Origin of the sequence: Achromobacter sp. PD1, from assembly GCF_048541815.1 — a bacterium.
Taxonomy (GTDB): Bacteria; Pseudomonadota; Gammaproteobacteria; order Burkholderiales; family Burkholderiaceae_B; genus Achromobacter; species Achromobacter bronchisepticus_A.
In genome coordinates this window covers 6,605,843-6,621,972 of the sequence record NZ_CP183349.1, presented here as the reverse complement: position 1 = coordinate 6,621,972, position 16,130 = coordinate 6,605,843, and the positions used below count along the sequence as shown (strand labels likewise).

17 protein-coding genes are annotated in these 16,130 nt (G+C 58.0%); 5 read left to right on the top strand and 12 right to left on the bottom strand.

All coding sequences use genetic code 11. From position 1 onward, the window contains the following. Positions 1 to 120: 120 nt before the first annotated feature. The 4 genes from istB to ACM1PE_RS31270 form a co-directional block, all read right to left on the bottom strand. The gene (gene istB, locus ACM1PE_RS31285; RefSeq protein WP_054458908.1) at positions 121 to 912 is read right to left on the bottom strand and encodes an IS21-like element helper ATPase IstB; all 792 of its coding nucleotides are present in this window, start codon (positions 910 to 912) and stop codon (positions 121 to 123) included. Beyond that, positions 902 to 2,428: an IS21 family transposase gene (gene istA, locus ACM1PE_RS31280; protein WP_175156537.1), complete on the bottom strand. Its 1,527-nt coding sequence runs from the start codon at positions 2,426 to 2,428 to the stop codon at positions 902 to 904. The genes istB and istA overlap by 11 nt, the downstream gene beginning before the upstream one ends. A gap of 99 nt (positions 2,429 to 2,527) precedes the next feature. After that, complete coding sequence (locus ACM1PE_RS31275) at positions 2,528 to 2,680, bottom strand: isochorismatase family protein (RefSeq protein ID WP_175156538.1); 153 nt, start codon at positions 2,678 to 2,680, stop codon at positions 2,528 to 2,530. A gap of 69 nt (positions 2,681 to 2,749) precedes the next feature. Next, positions 2,750 to 3,655, bottom strand: coding sequence for an MBL fold metallo-hydrolase (locus ACM1PE_RS31270; RefSeq protein ID WP_175156539.1), 906 nt, complete (start codon positions 3,653 to 3,655; stop codon positions 2,750 to 2,752). A gap of 141 nt (positions 3,656 to 3,796) precedes the next feature. Between ACM1PE_RS31270 and ACM1PE_RS31265 the strand changes: the two genes are divergently transcribed. Then, complete coding sequence (locus tag ACM1PE_RS31265; RefSeq protein WP_175156540.1) at positions 3,797 to 4,768, top strand: GlxA family transcriptional regulator; 972 nt, start codon at positions 3,797 to 3,799, stop codon at positions 4,766 to 4,768. Between the two features lie 161 nt (positions 4,769 to 4,929). On the opposite strand, the gene ACM1PE_RS31260 is transcribed toward ACM1PE_RS31265, so the two are convergent. Next, on the bottom strand, positions 4,930 to 5,835 hold the full coding sequence (locus ACM1PE_RS31260) for a LysR family transcriptional regulator (protein WP_175156541.1): 906 nt from the start codon (positions 5,833 to 5,835) through the stop codon (positions 4,930 to 4,932). 89 nt (positions 5,836 to 5,924) lie between these two features. Here ACM1PE_RS31260 and glaH point away from each other — a divergent pair, with 89 nt between their 5' ends. Further along, on the top strand, positions 5,925 to 6,848 hold the full coding sequence (glaH, locus tag ACM1PE_RS31255; RefSeq protein ID WP_175156542.1) for a glutarate dioxygenase GlaH: 924 nt from the start codon (positions 5,925 to 5,927) through the stop codon (positions 6,846 to 6,848). A 48-nt stretch (positions 6,849 to 6,896) separates the two neighbouring features. Here glaH and ACM1PE_RS31250 read toward each other — a convergent pair whose 3' ends face one another. The 6 genes from ACM1PE_RS31250 to ACM1PE_RS31225 are packed head-to-tail and all read right to left on the bottom strand — an operon-like array spanning position 6,897 to position 12,385. Beyond that, positions 6,897 to 7,829, bottom strand: a complete 933-nt coding sequence (locus tag ACM1PE_RS31250; RefSeq protein WP_175156543.1) for a carbon-nitrogen hydrolase family protein — start codon at positions 7,827 to 7,829, stop codon at positions 6,897 to 6,899. Next, positions 7,826 to 8,497 carry an ABC transporter ATP-binding protein gene (locus tag ACM1PE_RS31245; protein WP_217470045.1) on the bottom strand — a complete coding sequence of 224 codons (672 nt, stop codon included), beginning with the start codon at positions 8,495 to 8,497 and terminating at the stop codon, positions 7,826 to 7,828. Before ACM1PE_RS31245 ends, ACM1PE_RS31250 begins: the two co-directional genes overlap by 4 nt. Continuing rightward, a complete protein-coding gene (locus ACM1PE_RS31240) occupies positions 8,494 to 9,243 on the bottom strand; it encodes an ABC transporter ATP-binding protein (RefSeq protein ID WP_175156544.1) in 750 nt (249 codons plus the stop codon). Before ACM1PE_RS31240 ends, ACM1PE_RS31245 begins: the two co-directional genes overlap by 4 nt. Then, the gene (locus ACM1PE_RS31235; protein WP_175156545.1) at positions 9,240 to 10,190 is read right to left on the bottom strand and encodes a branched-chain amino acid ABC transporter permease; all 951 of its coding nucleotides are present in this window, start codon (positions 10,188 to 10,190) and stop codon (positions 9,240 to 9,242) included. The genes ACM1PE_RS31240 and ACM1PE_RS31235 overlap by 4 nt, the downstream gene beginning before the upstream one ends. A gap of 2 nt (positions 10,191 to 10,192) precedes the next feature. After that, the gene (locus tag ACM1PE_RS31230) at positions 10,193 to 11,092 is read right to left on the bottom strand and encodes a branched-chain amino acid ABC transporter permease (protein ID WP_175156546.1); all 900 of its coding nucleotides are present in this window, start codon (positions 11,090 to 11,092) and stop codon (positions 10,193 to 10,195) included. Between the two features lie 9 nt (positions 11,093 to 11,101). Then, on the bottom strand, positions 11,102 to 12,385 hold the full coding sequence (locus ACM1PE_RS31225; protein WP_175156547.1) for an ABC transporter substrate-binding protein: 1,284 nt from the start codon (positions 12,383 to 12,385) through the stop codon (positions 11,102 to 11,104). Between the two features lie 357 nt (positions 12,386 to 12,742). Here ACM1PE_RS31225 and ACM1PE_RS31220 point away from each other — a divergent pair, with 357 nt between their 5' ends. Continuing rightward, entirely contained in the window at positions 12,743 to 13,480 is a 738-nt protein-coding gene (locus ACM1PE_RS31220) for a TrmB family transcriptional regulator (protein ID WP_263900048.1), read from the top strand. Positions 13,481 to 13,580: 100 nt separating this feature from the next. Here ACM1PE_RS31220 and ACM1PE_RS31215 read toward each other — a convergent pair whose 3' ends face one another. Beyond that, positions 13,581 to 14,522: a LysR substrate-binding domain-containing protein gene (locus ACM1PE_RS31215; protein ID WP_175156549.1), complete on the bottom strand. Its 942-nt coding sequence runs from the start codon at positions 14,520 to 14,522 to the stop codon at positions 13,581 to 13,583. A gap of 179 nt (positions 14,523 to 14,701) precedes the next feature. Between ACM1PE_RS31215 and ACM1PE_RS31210 the strand changes: the two genes are divergently transcribed. Then, complete coding sequence (locus ACM1PE_RS31210; RefSeq protein WP_175156550.1) at positions 14,702 to 15,223, top strand: TOBE domain-containing protein; 522 nt, start codon at positions 14,702 to 14,704, stop codon at positions 15,221 to 15,223. Next, the gene (locus ACM1PE_RS31205; RefSeq protein WP_175156551.1) at positions 15,213 to 16,094 is read left to right on the top strand and encodes an ABC transporter permease; all 882 of its coding nucleotides are present in this window, start codon (positions 15,213 to 15,215) and stop codon (positions 16,092 to 16,094) included. Before ACM1PE_RS31210 ends, ACM1PE_RS31205 begins: the two co-directional genes overlap by 11 nt. The last annotated feature ends 36 nt before the right edge of the window (positions 16,095 to 16,130 follow it).

Genomic DNA, 16,130 nt, shown 5'->3' with positions numbered 1-16,130 from the left:
CCCTCCCGAACTAGCGGGACGCGACGACATTCGCGAACAAGTCCGAGTTTGTCTAGAACGCTTGAATGTTGGTTTGCAGTGAAAACTGACCCAGCGTTTGCATCGAAAACTGACCCAGCCCTAATTTGATTGGGTCAGGGTTGCTACAGATTTGGCTGTTTTACGCTCCTTTTTGGGCTGTGTGCTGCTGTTTTTGAATCGGTAGCTGTCGTTGCCGGTCTCGACGATGTGGCAGTGGTGGGTGAGTCGGTCGAGCAAAGCAGTCGTCATTTTTGCGTCCCCAAATATGTTCGCCCATTCAGCGAAGCTGAGATTGGTGGTGATGATGAGGCTTGTGTGCTCGTAGAGCTTGCTGATGAGGTGGAACAGCAGCGCACCGCCGGCTTGGCTGAATGGCAGATACCCGAGTTCGTCGAGAATCACGACGTGCGAGTGCATGAGCCGGTGGGCGAGGTGTCCAGCTTTGCCGGCCTGCTTCTCGAGCTCCAACGTGTTCACCAACTCGATCGTGGAGAAGAAGCGAACTCGGCGACGCAGGTGTTCGATGGCGTGAACCGCGAAGGCCGTCGCCAGATGCGTCTTACCGGTGCCAGGGCCGCCAACTAATACGACATTGTGAGCGGGTTCGATGAACTCGCCGCGGTGCAGTTGCCGAACAAGGGCTTCGTTGACCTCGCTGCATCCGAAGTCAAAGCCTTGTAAGTCTCGATATGCTGGGAACTTGGCCACCTTCATCTGATAGGCAATAGATCGTACCTCTCGCTCGGTAAGCTCGGCCCGTAGAAGCTGGCTCAAGATGGGAGAGCAGCTCTGGTATGCCGGAGAGTCTTGCTGCACGAGGTCGGTGAGCGCTTGAGCCATACCGTGCAGCTTGAGCGCCTTCAAGCGCTCGATCATGAGTTCATGCTGCATGACGTGGCTCCTGAGTGCGGAGGGTGTCGTAGCGGCCGACGTTCGCCTCGGGTTCGACTGTGAGCGAGAGCGCTTGGGGCGCCGTCAGCGGCGGTAGCGGTGTGCCGTCGAGCAGTCGGCTCAAGATGTTGAGAATGGTTTGCTTCGATGGCGTACCGGCCTCCAGCGCTAAGGTCACTGCGGCGAGGACCAGTTGCTCGTCATGCAACAAGACCAACGACAGGATCTCCACCATCTCTCTATCCCCGCCAGCGTGAGGCAGAAGCAGTGCCTGAAGTTGGCGAAATGCTTCCGGCAACGCGGTGAACGGCGCCCCATTGCGCAGCGCGCCAGGCTTGCGTTGCAGCACGGCGAGATAATGCCGCCAGTCGTAGAAAGTGGCACCACGGTCATGGCGCCGGTTGATGTGGCGAGGATGCTGCGCGATGACGTGACCTTCGGCGACGACAACGAGGCGATCCGCATAGACCCGCAAACTCACGGGCAGGTTGGCGTAGGACGCGGGGACGCTATAGCGGTCACGCTCGAAGGCGATCAAGCATGTGGGGGAAACGCGCTTGGTGTGTTCCACAAAGCCGTCGAACGGCTGGCCAACAGGCATCAGAAATGGGCGTTCCTCGGACCATATCTGCCAGATGCTCTGGTCACATGCCGGATGGCGTATCTGTTGCCACAGCCTGGCGCACTCGTCGGCCAACCAGTCGTTAAGCGCTTCCAAGCTCGAAAAGTGGGGCAGGCGTTGCCAGATCCGCCTCCGGCTATCCTGCACGTTCTTCTCGATCTGTCCCTTCTCCCAGCCTGACGCGGGGTTGCAGAACTGCGCATCAAACAAATAGTGGCTGACCATGCTGGAGAATCTGGCGTTGACCTCGCGCGACTTGCCGCGGCCGACCCTATCCACAGCGGTCTTCATGTTGTCGTAGATACCTCGACGCGGGATGCCTCCCCACGCCACAAAAGCGTGATGGTGCGCATCGAACAGCATCTCGTGTGTCTGGAGCCAGTAGGCGCGCAGGAAGAAGGCGCGACTGTGGCAAAGCTTGAACTGCGCGATCTGGAGCTTGGTGCGCTCGCCGTTGATCACCGCACTGTCCTCGCTCCAGTCAAACTGAAAGGCGTCGCCTGGTGCGAACGTCAATGGCACGAACGTGCCCCGTCCTGAAGTCTGAGATCGTTCCTGTTGTTCCTGTCGCCATCGTCGCGCGAAAGCGGCGACACGGTCGTAAGAGCCCGTGTAGCCTAGAGCGCAGAGATCCTGGTGCAGCTGCAACAGCGAGCGTCGCTGCTTGCGCGTGCGGTTGGTCTCGGCCTTGAGCCATGCCGAAAGCTTCTCCGCATAGCCGTCTAGAACGGTAGGCCCAGCCGCACGGCTGTAGGTTGGTTCAATGGTGCCCGAGCGCAGATAGCGTCGCACCGTGTTGCGCGATATGCCAAGTCGCTTGGCAATCTCTCGTAAAGAGACATGATCACGCAAGTGCCAACGGCGAATAATGCTGAGAAGAGCCACGTCGATCACTCCTGTCTCCTGCACGGGTACCGAGCAGGATAGTGTTCACGAGGTGGGTCAGAATTAGATGCAAATCAAACGTAAAAGTGGGTCAACTCTGCCTGCAAATCAACAGTGGACGATTAAGTCGCCGCGCTCACGGGCCGCGGCAATAATGCGTGCGGCATTGGCGACTACCTCTTGAAGCCCCACCAAGGGAAGTTGACCGGTAGGGAGATACTCGTTCTGAAGATCGACAACGAGAAAGGCACGATTGTTCATTTGCTTGTTTCCTGGGATTGAACGCGACGGACCGCGGCACAGGTCGAGTCGCAAGTTTTTAAGCTGCCGTCAAAATTCCTGAGACTCGCCATCCTCGGGCACCATGGTCCGTTGGCTGTCCATACCTTTGCTGCTGATGAAGTCACGCAGTTCCTTGCGCGACAGGAGTGCGTGGTTGACCGCTTCCATATGAATGGCGACCACTTTGGCCTCAGGAGCAAACCGGTATGCGCGCAGCATGTCGTCCTTGCCCATGATGATGGACCCGTTATAGCCATTGACTTGCGCATAGCCCGTGTTCAGAAAAACCACGTCTGGTTTGAACTTAGTCAGAGTCTGTTCAACCTCGGGGCGCCAGATGGTGTCGCCCACCACATAGCTTGTCTTGTAGCCCGGGCGCTGGAAGACCACACCCATCGCCATACCCAATAAATCCTTCAATTGAGGCACTACGAACATCTGGTCAGTGCCATGCTGTCCACCGGTCTTGAAGATCCTTGTTCCCTTGAACTCGGTTCCCGCTTCCGTGAGTACGTGCACATCGGTAAAGCCGTCCTTGCGCACCGTCGTGGCGTCTTCCTCGTTTTGCGTAAAAATTGGCATATCTCGCGGTACCAGACTTCTCGCCGCTGCATCCCAATGGTCGGCGTGCAAATGTGTCAGGATCACCGCGTCAGCCTTCAGCACATCGCTCACTGGTATGGGCAAATCCACCAGAGGATTTCGCAGTTCGCTGCGTGGGGTGTCCGGGAAGCCAGCGTAGGCGCCCTTCGGGGCGAGCATGGGATCAACCAAAAATGTCGTGTTGGCGTAGCTCAACTTGATCGTCGCGTTGCGAATCTGCTGGAAATTCACGACGGGTGCCTTCCCCGACGCGGGTTGTTGGGCTACCGCTCCTGTTGGTAGGGCCACGACGGCCGCCGCCGTCAGGAAGCCTATAAAAAAAGGGGACCGCAAGAAATTCGTCATGTTCATTGGTTCGTCATGAGTTTAGAGGCGCAATGCTTGCCTCGAGAGATTTCAGGCTGAAATTGTCTCTAAGTGCCAAGTACAGCGCTATTGGCCCAAATGACTATCTTCGATAAAATTGGGCCAAACTGACATAGCGAGACTCTGGTGGAACCTATTCGGATTGTTGTGCTGGCATTTGACGGGGTGAGCCTCTTTCACCTTTCCGTTCCGGGCATCGTCTTCGCCGGAGAGACCTCCAACGAGGGCTCCCCCCTTTACGACATTCAGTATTGCGCCAGCACGACCGGACGAATTCACTCGGACCAAGGGATCGCCATTGATGTGACACTTGGCCTGGAGGCTATGGAGACCGCTGACATCGTCATCGTCCCCGCTTGGAATCACCCCGAACAGGGCACGCCCCCTACGGTCGCAGAGGCGTTGCAGCGGGCACACAGGCGTGGCGCGCAAGTTGTAGGTCTTTGCTTAGGAGCGTTTGTCCTAGGTGACTCGGGCTTGCTTGATGGCCGATCCTCAACGACGCACTGGGCGTTCCGCGACCTATTCGTGCAGCGCTTTCCAGAGACCGTCTTCCTACCCGATGTGCTGTATGTGGATGACGGAAACGCCGTTACCTCGGCTGGCACAGTCGCGGCAATTGACTGTTGTCTTAACCTGGTGCGTCAACGCTTTGGAGCAGATGTCGCGAACCGCATTGCACGGCGGTTGGTGACGCCTCCCCATCGCCAGGGAGGTCAAGCGCAGTACGTCGAACAGCCCGTGCCCAGCTTGCCAAGCGAACATCGGTTACCCGGTGTGCTTGATTGGGCGCGGACGCACCTTGCGCAACCGCTAGCGGTAGACGACCTTGCAGACGTCGCACGGATGAGCCGTAGAACCTTTACGCGCCGTTTTCGAGAGTTAACTGGCACTACAGTTATCAAGTGGCTAGCTTCTGAACGAGTCTCAAAGGCACAGCAACTACTCGAAACTACAGATCTCCCGATCGAACAGGTGGCGACCGCCGTCGGATTTGGATCGGCGCTATCCCTACGGCAGAAATTTGCCGAGCAGATCCATACCTCTCCGTCAGCGTATCGGCAGGCTTTCCGGATGCGCAACTTGCAACAATCCTAAAGGGCTACCTTAAACGCCCTTCACCAGGTGCTTTGAAGTACGTACCAGTTCGCGCCGCCGCTGCTGCTAGGACTGAAGGTCGCCGAGAGTGCCCGACCAAGCGCCTCAACTGACTCTAGTTCCCCTTGCGGGCAGAAGCGTGCAATGGACGCAGTCTTCTTCTAGTGGTTGCCCCCGCGCACAGTATCGATCAAAGCGACGACTGCCGGAGAATTCCCACGAGTTCGAAACGCTAGAGCAAGGTTTACCCGCCGATCGAACGCCGTGATCGACCGATATACGATACCGGGCGGCGAAAGCCTCACGATGGACTCTGGGGCCAATACCACGCCATATCCCGCGGCGGCGAGCGCAACGGCCGAGATGAAGTCCTTTACGCGCTGATGCTGCTGCCCAAGAATGCCTCCCGCCTTGGCCAAGTCCGCCAAGATCTCCGAAAAGCCTTCGCTCTCATCAAACTGAGGGATGATGAAAACCTCTCCGGCAAGATCTGAGGGCGACAACTCGTCCTTCAAGTGGAGTGGATGATTTTCTGCCATGGCGACGGCGAGTCGCTCTGACTGAAATTCGATAGCGGCCACGCCTTCCGGATACGCACGCCTGGCTCGGACAATGCCGATATCGATGGCGCCCGTCCTCAGTTCTTCCAGTTGCACGGGCGTTTCCATAGGCACGATCTCTACACGGACGGCCGGATGTTCCGCACGATAACGTTTCAGTGCGCCCTGGAGAGCGCCCGTGGTGACTGCCGAACCAACAAAGCCCGCCCTGACAATGCCCGCCAGGCCACGCGCGGCCTGCATCCCGATCTGTACTGCCAGATCTATATGTTGAAGAGCGATGAGTGCATGCGCGTGAAAGATCTTGCCGGCATCAGTCAGCGAGACGGGTTGTCGCTTGTTGCGCTGTAGCAGCTTGACGCCCAGTTGAGTCTCCAGTCTTTGGATCGCCACACTCAGGACCGACTGCGACACTCCCAGCGCGTCGGCAGCTTTTGAGAAATGGAGGTGCTCCGCCACTGCTATGAAATAGCGCAACGTGCGCGTTTCGACATTTTTATCGCTCATATCGAACAAACTATCGCTGGCCGCATGTTTAACAATCGCACGGTGTCACTTCTAATGAGTCCACATACACACTTCACCAGAGGTACATTATGAATGACGTGAGCGACGCCCAGGGCTTGTCTTCGGGAGCCGTCAAGGTGGCCCCTCATGAGACGCACTCTCGAGTACGCAAGGTGACAGTTCGACCTGAGGCTCTCCTGCACTTCCTGGCTGAAGTCAAGGACATCGAGGTCCAGAACCTGGAATATGTTCCCTTTATGCGCTTCAAGGTGGCTGAGGCCTTGATGAAGGCGTGTGGTGACGAACTGCGGGGAACTCTGACCTCCATCGTCGAAGACCGAGACCACGGCGGATTCACTATTGGCCTTCAGGGCGTGTCTACCGATCCGGATGATTTTGTGAAGTTTGGCACAGCGATAGCCTATCTGCTCGGACCGGCCAACCACGACTCCATGTCCGGCAAGTACTACGCACGCTTCATGGTGAAGCACACGGACAACAGCGACTCTTATCTTCGCCAAGCCTACCGTCTGTTCACAATGCACACCGACGGCACTTATGTTTCCGAGGCGACAGACTGGCTGCTGATGATGAAATTCAGTGAGCACGATGCCGTGGGTGGTGAGTCTCGCTTCTTGCACCTCGACGATTGGGAGCATATCGGCAACTTTCTACAGCATCCCCTCGCGACCAAGCCCTTGCTATACAAATCCCCAGCCTCGAAGAATGTCGCGGAGCAAGTGGAACGGCCTCTCTTTTTTCAAAACCGCTACGGTCTAGCGATCTGCTTCATTGATCAGTTTCTGCAGCCCGCCACACTTGAAGAGGCTCTGTATGTGCATGACCTGTCGGCATCGATTGAAATCAGCTCTGGTGTGCAAGAGATCACACTTCCTCCCGGCGAGCTCGTGGTGCTGAACAACTACTTTTATTTACATGGCCGAGCACCGTTCCAAAAGAGTGAATCCCTCCATCGCGAGTTGATGCGTATCCGGGGCCTCTTCGGGCGCTGATGACACTGCCGGTGTAGCAGGCGGCCCCACAGGGGAGCCGCCGCTTTGTCATGCTTGGTTGACAGTCACGACCGGCGGCTTGGGACTTTCATCGACGACGAGTTTAAAGATATCCGGACGGGCATAGTGTCCGACAACATCGAAGTCATACTTGCCTCGCGTAACATCATCTAGATCGATATCCGCTGTGAGAATGCACTCGCCGTCATAGTCCGGCCCGGCCAACAGCTGACCGGAAGGGCTGATGATCGCGCTTCCGCCGCGCATCAATACGGTATCGAGCGAATTTCCTTGGATCGCGTCGTAGTCTTCGGGATACTCGCCACGGGTGATGTACTGGCAGGCGGAAAACACAAAGCAGCGCCCTTCCATGGCGATATGCCGCATGCTAGTAATCCACTCATCACGGTCGTCGGCCGTCGGGGCGCAATAGAGCTGGATGCCTTTCCCATACATTGCCATACGCAGGAGCGGCATGTAGTTTTCCCAGCAGATGACAGTGCCCATTTTTCCATGCGGCGTGTTGAACACCGGCAATGTTGAGCCGTCGCCATACCCCCAGATCAGCCTTTCGACCGCGGTGGGCATCAGCTTGCGGTGCTTGCCGATCATTTCGCCCGCAGGCGAAAAGTGAAGCGCGGTGCAATACAGAGTGCCGATTTCCTGCTCCATGACGCCAATCACGACATAGGCTTGGGCTTCTCGGGCTGCCATCGCGATCTCATCGACTTCCGGCCCTGGGACCGTTATCGCCCCGTTGAAGTAGCGTAGGAACTCCTCTCGGCCTCGTGGCAATCTCCCGCCCACGCGGGCACCAAAGTCGCTGCCCTTCGGATACCCTGAAATCGTAGCCTCTGGAAAGACGATAAGCTTGGCGCCCAGCTCGGCCGCCTCATGGATTTTTGCGACCACTTTTTCCAGCGTAGCCTGCTTGTTGAACGGCACTGATGCGGTCTGAACGACTGCCGCCTTGAATGTCATTGCGACGACTCCTGAGAGATGATTTCGCCGCGCTCGATAGTGACGACACGGTCGGCCATCGGTCGCAGCAGCTTGGGGTTGGACTCGGTGATCAGTATGGCCAGGTCAGGTTTACGCGCGCGCAGGGTCTTGAGGCTATCGGCATAGCGAAGTGCGAGCGCAGGCGCCAGCCCTTGGAAGGGCTCGTCTAGCAGCACCAGGTTATCTCCGGCCATGAGCGCGCGGCCCAGCGCCACCATCTTCTGCTGGCCGCCTGAAAGCAGGCCGCCCAGACGCGGCGCGAGCTGCGACAGCTCCGGCGCCACGGAATATATGAGATCCAGCCGCTCACGTACTTGCGGCTCCTTAAGTCTGCATGCCCATGCGGGCACCATCATATTTTCCATGACAGTGAACTTGCCGATGAGGCGGCGTTCTTCGGGCGCAAACCCAATTCCTAGCCCGGCACGTGCATAGGCGTCCCGCTTCGAAAGATTCTGCCCTTGAAACAGCAGCCCGCCCTCGTCAAGTGGCAGCGTACCCATGATGCTGCGCAGCAGTGAAGTCTTGCCCGCACCGTTGCGCCCAATCAGGGCCACCGTTTCACCCGCGCGAATATCAAGATCGACCTCACGCAGTACCCTCGCGCCCTCGATATGTGCCACCAACTTGCTCGCCTGCAGCATCATTGGGCACCTCCGATGACGTTGCGCAAGACCTCTTCGTTCTGAAGTATCTCGGCGGGCGGCCCATCGGCGGCAACTTGGCCGGCATTCCAGACGATGACGCGATCCATGTAGCGCTCGACCAATTCCATATCGTGCTCAACCAGCAATGCCGTGATATCACGCTGCCGCAAAACTGGCACCAGCATGTCCATGATTTCGAATTTCTCCTGGGAGCTGACACCACTGGTTGGTTCGTCCATCAGCAGCAGGGTTGGCGACAGAGCCAAAGCCACGGCGATGTCCACGAGCTTGCGCACACCTTCGGGCAGAGAACCGATCTGCCTCCCGGCCTGGTCGAGCAAGCAAAAAAGCGCCAGTAGTTCTTCAGCTTCCTCATGGGCGGCCTTGCGATACAGCGAAGAAAGCGTCCAAAATCCATCACGTGCCGCCAGTGCTAGTAGCAGATTCTCGAGCACCGACTGCTCGGAAAACAGCTGGGGCAGCTGGAACGTTCTGGCAATTCCCAAGCGCGTGATGGCACGGGGTTCCAACCGGGTCAGGTCCTTTTCGCCAAAGTGAACACTGCCGCTCGTGGGACGTACATAGCCGGTGCACAAATTCAGAAAAGTAGTCTTGCCGGAGCCGTTGGGCCCGATGATGGACGCGATCTGACCGCGGTGGATCTGCAGGTTCACCCCGTTTGCTGCCTTCACCCCACCGAACTCTACGTGCAGATCTTTCGAACTGATGATGGCTTTATTCGTCATTGCCGGACCTCCTTGCGGACGAGCAAGCGCCGTCCCAGGCCTAGCAATCCCGCCGGCGCAAACAGCACGATCGCCACCAGCACCAGACCCATGATCAACTGCCACGAATTGGCCGCATAAGCACTCGCCGCGCTGCGCACCGCCTCGAAAGAAAGTGCCCCCAACAACGCACCGAACACGTTGCCGATCCCACCTAGCACCGCGATGAAGACAAACTCGGCCGAACGGCTCCAATAGGCCATTTCCGGGGTGACGTGTCCAGTTCCCATTGCCGCAATAGCGCCGCCCAGGCCAGCTAGGGCAGCCGAAACAATGTGGCCGACATAGAGCACCTGACGCGCCGAAATTCCCAGATACTCCAGGCGTGTCTCGTTGGTTTTGAGCGCCGACAGAGCTTGGCCTGGTGGTGCGGAGAGATAGCGAGTCACCGCATATAGCGATAAACCTAGCAGAACCAACGCGAGGTAAAACAAAGTCCAGCCGAATCTCTCGACGTCCACCGGTATCCCGGCCACTGAGTCTATCCGCACAGTCAAACCATCGCTGCCCCCGGTCAGGGAATACAGCTTGAGCACGAGCGTAAACCCAACCATTGAAAAAGCTAGGTTAAGCATTGCATAGAAAATGTCTCGATACCGGCACAGGATCAAGCCCAAGACGGCGCCCAGGGTCGCGCTGGACACTATCGACATGATGATCACGACGAGAATGTCCGCGCCTACGTAGCGTGTACCGAAAGCAGTGGCGTAGGCGCCGCAGGCAAAGTAGAGAGCGTGGCCGAATGAAACTTGACCGGCGCGCAGCAGCAGCAACAAGCCCAGGGCGCAGAACGATATCGCTAGGGCCATGGTCGCCAACGATCGCAACGACGGCGCCAGTAGCGGCAGTGCTGCAAGAAAGACGAAAGGCAGGCCGGCAAGCACCGCCGTTTTTGAATGAACTCTCATTTTCAGATCCGACGAACTTGAGGCGTGCCGAAAAGGCCGTAGGGCTTGACCAGCAAAATGGCGGTCATGACAAGATAGGGCATGACGGAAGACAGCGCGGGTAGCAGATGCACACTCAGAGCCTGCGCCAACCCAACAATCACCGCCGTCACAGCCGTACCCTGAAAGTGGCCGAGGCCCGCCGTAGCGACGATCGCGAAGGATAGGACGATGGAATCGGCTCCTACGCCAGGAACGAGCGAAGTAGTGGGCGATGCTAGCGCTCCGCCGAGGGCGGCCAGCGTGGTGCCAAGCATGAAGGTGATTGTGTAGACACGCTTGGCATTGATACCCAACACGCGCGCCACCTCATAATCCTCGATCACCGTTGCGATCAACTTGCCCTGACGCGTCTTGTTGAAATAGATGGTCAGCGCAAGCATTACGGTAATCGCCGCCAGCGGCAATACGAACAACTGGTACGCGGTGTAGTAGATCCCGCCCACTTCGACCATACCCAGCATAGCCAGCGGTGCGTCATTGAACTGAGGCTCCACGCCAAAGATCATCTTCTGCACATCCTCCAGGATCATGAACACTCCGAACGTGAGTAGAAGCTGGAGCGCATGCTCCTTTCCATAGATCCGCCGCAGGAGGAGACGCTCGATAAGCGGGCCCATAGTCACCCCGATGGCGACCGCCGCCAGGAGCAGTGCTGGATAGGTCCACACCCCACCGTCAGGGCCGGCGAGCCAGAGACCCAGGGCGACGGCGCTGTAGGCGCCGAGCGCGTAGAAGCTGCCGTGAGCCACATTCAAAATGCGCATGATCCCGAAGATCAAACTCAAGCCCACGGCGACCATGAAAAGGACCGATGCTTGCGCCAGCCCGTCGAGGGTGGCCAATAGAAGCGTTTGCTGCATGACGGAAGCTTATTCAGAAGGAGTGCCAACCCGTTGCATCACATCGGGCGTGAGAGTCTTAAACCAATCATCACTTTTCACCCCCGCAGGCGGAGAGGTCAGCTCAGAGGGAATGACCAGCAGTTGCTTCAGGGATTTGAAATCTTGCCCACTCTTCTCTGTGGCCACGCCCAGCAACTGGCCTTCCATCGCCTGTTTGTCCTCCCGGATTTTCAGCTGACCCGTGAAATCATTCAGATCCAGCCCCTTCATGCCCTTAAGCAGCGCGGACTGCAGTGTCTTACGGTCACCATCCCATGACGCCTCGAGTGCCTGTTGAACCGCACGCACCGCTTGCGCCATGTGGTACGACGGGAAGCTCGGGTACGAGCCCGTGCGCTTCTCGAAGTCAGTCACGAAAGCCAGGTGCTCGGGGTTGCCTGCCATGGAAGGATTGAACGCCCAGCTATCGCCGCGCATGCCCACAATTGCGCCTTCAGGGAAGGCCTTGCCCAACTGCTGCATAGAGCTCTCCCCGTTGGCAGCGACCAGACGAGAATTGCGAAACAGTGCACGGGACGACGCCTGCTTTACGAAGGTATTCATATCTCCGCCCCACAAAGTCGTAAAGATGACGTCGGGACGCATGGCCGAGAGCCGAGAAATTTCCGTCGAATAATCTGACGTGCCCAGCTTCGGGAATAGTTCGGCGACGATCTTCACGTCAGGGCGCAAGGCTTGGACCGCACCGCGAAACGCTGCCCAGTTATCGCGACCAAATGCGTAGTCCTGATTGATGCCAGCAATGGTCTTGACCTCGGGCATCAGCTTCAGCATGTAAAGCGCCGTGGCCACGTTGTTCGACGGCGTGTAGTCACCGGTTCGGTACACATAGTCGTACTTGGCATCGGTATATATCCGCTCCGTGCCGCAGTCCCAGAGCACCGTGGGCATCTTCAATTGCTCTGCTACCGGCGCGACCGCCAGGCAGATCGAGCTTGACAGCCCGATGATCATCGCGTCCACCTTGGCTGACTCAACGAGGCTGCGGTACTCAACAACCACATTGTCCACGCCATGATTTTCGTCGATGAACGTCAGTTCAATGGGCGCGCCTTTGATGCCTCCCGCGTTATTGATTTTCTCCACCAACAGCCGCGCTGCCTGTTGCGCGGGAACGCCGAATACGGCTCCGGCGCCGGACAGATAGCTCGATACGCCGATGCGCACTGGGTCGGCTGCCTGGGCCGGCTGCGCCAGAGCGAGAGCCACCCCAAGAACGGCTGAAAACACGCCCTTATCTATCAATTTCATTGCTTCCCCTTGCTCACATATGTGCGTTGCGTCTGCCGCAGTTGGCGGAGGACGGATAGCGTCGGCAGAATTGGCCGATCGAGCACAAAGTGTATTTATCACGGATTACGCCGTCAACGAAATTTGTGCCTGGGTTAACCCTAGACAGAACATAAGTCTATGTTTTATAAGTGCTTCTTTTTGCATGACGGCTTTGGCAGCAACAAAAACAATACAGTATTGGTCCGTCATGTCGGAATTTACCGACCTACAAAAAGAATAGACACTTGGCGTGTCGTTTGCTACTGTCTAGCCGCTTCAGATTCACAGCCAGCGGGCCGCGCACCCGCTTGCTCAACATAAGGAGACGCGTGAGAAATGGACCTGGAAGAGAAGCTCGGGAGGCTTGGCATCAGCGGCAACCTTTACCGCGTGTATAGGGCCGCCATTGAGTTGGGCGAGGTACCCGTGTCCGAGCTAGCCGCGAGCACCGGCCTGGCACGCACCACGACTTATGACGCGGTGCTGAGGCTCGAAGAAGAAGGCCTATTGAAGATCGAAGGTGTCGATCGAAAGCGCCATGTGATTGCTCACGACCCCTCCGTACTACTTGAATACGTTGCCGCAAGACGTGTCATGGTCACGGAAATGATGCCGGAGCTGAGGTCCATGTATAACCAGGCTAAAGGCAAACCCAAGACGCGCTTCTATGAAGGCGCCGAGGGCATCCGCACCGTGCTATGGGACAGCCTAAATGGCCCACATTCCCTACGTGCCACCTTCTCAATGTCCGAGCTGCGCGAGGTCCCCGGCCTAGAAGAGATCAATCGCTACCGGGACGCCCGGATTGCAAAAGGCATTGGCATGCGCGTAATCCGCTCGCGCAACCGCGACACCGACGACATATGGCCAGCCAGCCAAAAAGAACTACGTGAATTGCGATGGGCTCCCGCAGAAACCACCGTGGCCATGACCACCCTGATATACGGCAATTGCGTCGCGATGATTTCATCCAAGCGGGAGAACTACGGGCTCATCATTGAAAGCGAAGAGCACGCGCAGCACCAAGGCATGCTGTTCGACGCTCTCTGGGCATCCTGCCTACCAGCCTCTTGACACGAGCGCCCTACCCGACAGACGGAAGCCCAACCCAATGGTTTTGCGTATCGCAGCACATATTGCCCTTAATTTCGCCATGGCGCCTGATGGCACTAATTTAGGCAGAGGCGGAGGCCCGAGCGATTCGCATGGCGCCTGGCAAATTTGACGTAACGGTGCTTTCAGCCAGAATCCACTCGGCTAACGATGTCGCCGCATCAGTCGGAGGATCCTCTTCCCGAACGCAAAGGTAGTAGTCCAGCCCCGTATCAAGACTCTGGTCGAACGGCTGCGTCAGGCGACCGGAAGCAAGCTCCCCCTCAATAAGCACCAACCGCAGCAAGCCGACACCGATGTCGGCCAAAACGGCGCCCAACGTGAGCTGCGCATCCTCCAATAGCGGCCCGGTCAGTCGGTCCGGCCTAACACCAGCCTGCGCGAACCAGGCGGCCCAGCGTGCGCGATCTCCGTCGTGTACCAACGGCGCCATTGCCAAGTCCCGAGCATGCCTGAACGGCCCATAGCGCTTGGCAAATTCGGGCGTACACACGGGCACGACAGCTCCCGCCAGAAGCCGCGTGGCGTGGTGGCCGGGCCAGCGGCCAGCGCCGAAACGAATCGACAAGTCTGCGGAGTCGCTCGGATACGTCCCGTGCATGGCGTATACAACATTGATGCCGATGTCCGGGTGGTCACGCATGAAGCGGCCCAGACGCGGTAGCAGCCAGCCAGTACCCAGCAGGCCGGTGACTCCCACCGTTACCTGCGTCAAAGTGGCGCGCTCCCGCGCCTGCCTCGTCGCACTGCGCAGCACCGTGAATGCTGTATGAATCGAGCGGTAGTAGTCCCGACCTTCATCCGTAAGGCAAAGCGAACGGCCCTTGCGCGTCGTGAGCGGAGTCTGAATATAGCTTTCCAGCAGATGCAACTGATGGCTGATGGCCGAGGGCGTGATGTTCAGCTCAGCAGCAGCATCGGCGATCGTCCCGTGCTGGGCGAACGCCTCGAATGCGCGTATCGCTCTTAGGGGCGGCTCTGGAGTATCGCTTTCAACAGTCATGGTAATTCACTCAAAAAATTCATGTATTGAATTTCAGTCAGTTGTTTTCTAACGTTCTGCTCTAGAGTTTTCTACAAAACAAGCTGTGCATATATTGATTGGTTTACAGCATATATGAATTTTATCGGTATGACTGTACCAATGGCATCCGACACGACTCATGATTCAAGGGGAACACAATGAATGCGAAGTTATTGGGCGGCTTGATCATGGCGTGCGTCGCTACCAGCGCGCAGGCCGACGGCGGCAGTATCACATTGGCATCTTGGGGCGGGACCTTTCAGAAGGCGCAGCGCCAAGCTTGGTTCACGCCCGCCGAAAAGGCGCTGGGCATCACCATTAGAGAGGACACGACGTCCGGTCTTGCCGACGTGCGGACGCAGGTTGCCTCCGGCAAGCCCGCATGGGACATCGTTCAGCAGGGCAGCCAGTCCTGCCCCTTGATGGAGAAGGAAGGACTTCTGGAAAAGCTTGACCCTGCAATTGTTGACACAACCGGCATCCCGGACAACATGAAGTCGGAGTTCCAAGGCGAAAGCTCCCGCTTGTTTGTCCGTCTGGAGGACGGACTGGAAGTGTCCCTGCGCCTTGGCCCTACGCAGATACGCGAGTCCGGAGTCTCGACCGGCCAGAGGGTCACCCTGGCCCTGCACGTCGAAGACACCGTACTGATCCCCAAGGAGATCCGTGATGGCCGCTGACGCGACTTTGCCACGCGTGCAAGCATCCCGGCCTGGCCGGGTGCATCACGGCCAGTGGCGCCTCCTTCTGCTGGCCGCCCCGGCGTTAATGCTGCTGGCCGTAGTGCTACTTGGCCCGATCTTGTGGCTGTCGGCCCTGTCCGTAATCGGCCCCGACGGACTGACCTTCGCGAACTACGAGCGACTGTGGCACGGCGCTTTCCTTTACAGCTTCCGCACGACTTTCGAGCTCGCACTACTGGTGACCGCAGCCTGCGCCCTGCTGGCGTATCCGCTCTGCTATCTGATGGCGCGGGTATCGGCCCGCGTGGCGGCAGTGCTGATGCTCTGCGTGTTGCTTCCGTTCTGGACTTCGCTCTTGGTGCGCACCTACGCATGGCTGATTCTTTTGCAGAGGCGTGGGGTTATCAACGGAGTGCTGGTCGACATGGGCTTGATCGACACGCCGCTGCGGCTGGTCCACAACTTCACCGGCACCGCCATAGGGATGATTCACATCATGCTGCCATTCATGGTGCTTCCGCTCTATGCGAGCATGCGCGCCATCGGTGCCGACTACATGCAGGCAGCGGCCGGCCTTGGCGCTACGCCAGCGCAGGCCTTCCGCCACGTGTACCTGCCTTTATCCGTGCCTGGCTTGGCCGCCGGCTCGGTGCTGGTGTTTGTGCTGTCCTTGGGCTTCTATGTCACCCCCGCCGTGCTCGGTGGCGGCCGCGTGGTCATGTGGTCCATGCAAATCGAACGCAACATCTCGCTCTATGGAGATTGGGGTGCCGCCAGTGCCCTCGGTGTGGTGCTGCTGGCCGTGACCCTGCTGTTCATCTGGTTGCTGGCCCGATTGTTCGGTCTCGAAAAACTTCTGGCGAGGTAAGGCGATGCAAAACTCGCTTCACACGCGCGCACCTTG

What these genes read in the sequence shown, in the direction of transcription:
- ACM1PE_RS31250 (WP_175156543.1), bottom strand. Translation starts at nt 7,829, where the DNA reads ATGACATTCAAGGCGGCAGTCGTTCAGACCGCATCAGTGCCGTTCAAC.
- ACM1PE_RS31235 (WP_175156545.1), bottom strand. Translation starts at nt 10,190, where the DNA reads ATGAGAGTTCATTCAAAAACGGCGGTGCTTGCCGGCCTGCCTTTCGTC.
- ACM1PE_RS31260 (WP_175156541.1), bottom strand. Translation starts at nt 5,835, where the DNA reads ATGAGCGATAAAAATGTCGAAACGCGCACGTTGCGCTATTTCATAGCA.
- ACM1PE_RS31210 (WP_175156550.1), top strand. Translation starts at nt 14,702, where the DNA reads ATGAATGCGAAGTTATTGGGCGGCTTGATCATGGCGTGCGTCGCTACC.
- glaH (WP_175156542.1), top strand. Translation starts at nt 5,925, where the DNA reads ATGAATGACGTGAGCGACGCCCAGGGCTTGTCTTCGGGAGCCGTCAAG.
- ACM1PE_RS31230 (WP_175156546.1), bottom strand. Translation starts at nt 11,092, where the DNA reads ATGCAGCAAACGCTTCTATTGGCCACCCTCGACGGGCTGGCGCAAGCA.
- ACM1PE_RS31205 (WP_175156551.1), top strand. Translation starts at nt 15,213, where the DNA reads ATGGCCGCTGACGCGACTTTGCCACGCGTGCAAGCATCCCGGCCTGGC.
- ACM1PE_RS31270 (WP_175156539.1), bottom strand. Translation starts at nt 3,655, where the DNA reads ATGAACATGACGAATTTCTTGCGGTCCCCTTTTTTTATAGGCTTCCTG.
- ACM1PE_RS31245 (WP_217470045.1), bottom strand. Translation starts at nt 8,497, where the DNA reads ATGATGCTGCAGGCGAGCAAGTTGGTGGCACATATCGAGGGCGCGAGG.
- ACM1PE_RS31220 (WP_263900048.1), top strand. Translation starts at nt 12,743, where the DNA reads ATGGACCTGGAAGAGAAGCTCGGGAGGCTTGGCATCAGCGGCAACCTT.
- ACM1PE_RS31275 (WP_175156538.1), bottom strand. Translation starts at nt 2,680, where the DNA reads ATGAACAATCGTGCCTTTCTCGTTGTCGATCTTCAGAACGAGTATCTC.
- ACM1PE_RS31240 (WP_175156544.1), bottom strand. Translation starts at nt 9,243, where the DNA reads ATGACGAATAAAGCCATCATCAGTTCGAAAGATCTGCACGTAGAGTTC.
- ACM1PE_RS31215 (WP_175156549.1), bottom strand. Translation starts at nt 14,522, where the DNA reads ATGACTGTTGAAAGCGATACTCCAGAGCCGCCCCTAAGAGCGATACGC.
- ACM1PE_RS31225 (WP_175156547.1), bottom strand. Translation starts at nt 12,385, where the DNA reads ATGAAATTGATAGATAAGGGCGTGTTTTCAGCCGTTCTTGGGGTGGCT.
- istB (WP_054458908.1), bottom strand. Translation starts at nt 912, where the DNA reads ATGCAGCATGAACTCATGATCGAGCGCTTGAAGGCGCTCAAGCTGCAC.